Source organism: Oleiphilus sp. HI0125, from assembly GCF_001635355.1.
Window position 1 is genome coordinate 1 of the sequence record NZ_LWGF01000635.1, and the last position, 989, is coordinate 989.

Genomic DNA, 989 nt, shown 5'->3' on the forward strand with positions numbered 1-989 from the left:
GCGCCTCTAACTCATTCTTGGTTTGAGTCAGCTCTTCTTTGAGACTTTGATATTCATTAAATCGGGCCACGGCCGCATCAAGAATAGGTCTTAACCGACTAGTATCGGTATCCCCCACCACGTACGCACTTACGCCAGATTTCACGGATTCATTGATTAGATCTTCGTCTTCTGCATCAGAAAACATCACAACAGGCTTGGGGTTATATGCTGAAATCATATTTAGACTTTCAAGCATATCCCTAGTAGGAGATTCGATATCAATCACAATGATATCTGGCTGCCAGGCATCTACTTCCTTCAGTAAGGTAGCGTTTGGCTGCGCCATATGACGAATTTTATATCGCGATTTTTCTAAGGCGGATACCACCTCACTAGCACGATCTAAGTCTTCGTCAATAAGTAGAATACTTAATTCTGAGGACATACCTTGGGACTCTTGTCACGGACAACTTACTCGCTACGAGTCTTGATGCTCGCTCACGTGCATAACAGGCAGCAAAAAATAGACCATGCATTAAATGCACGCTAAGTGCTTGATTTTTGGTGCGGTCAAACTTGTACACATACAATCGCGCACCAATACAGTGCAGCAAAGTTAGGCGGTCGCAACAGCAACAGCTTCTCTTTCCACTGGATAACGCAAGTTCACCACTTCACCAACAATCGTAATCGCAGGACCAGAGATTTTTTGATCTCGAACTTTCTCTGCGATATCAGAAAGCGTGGCTATGCAGATCTTTTGCATAGAGGTTGTCGCGTTTTCGATCACTGCCACAGGCAACGAAGCAGAAACCCCATGCTCAATAAGCCTCTGAGCAATTAAGTCGATTCGACGAAGCCCCATATAAAATACTAAGGTTTCTCCGTTTTTCGATTGCCCTGATACTCCTTCACTCAATGATGCCCAATTGGGTTCTGTCTCAGCACTTTTCATGTGTGCCGTCACAAACCGAACCGATTGTGCACAACTGCGATGTGTTAAGGGA

2 protein-coding genes are annotated in these 989 nt (G+C 44.7%); both read right to left on the reverse strand.

Features of this window, described 5'->3' with window-relative positions:
- Positions 1–427 (reverse strand): ANTAR domain-containing response regulator (locus A3762_RS08320; protein ID WP_068754912.1); only part of this gene is annotated, 427 nt, incomplete at its 3' end.
- Between the two features lie 171 nt (positions 428–598).
- On the reverse strand, positions 599–989 hold a 391-nt coding region (locus A3762_RS08325), incomplete at its 5' end, for a uroporphyrinogen-III C-methyltransferase (RefSeq protein WP_231878771.1).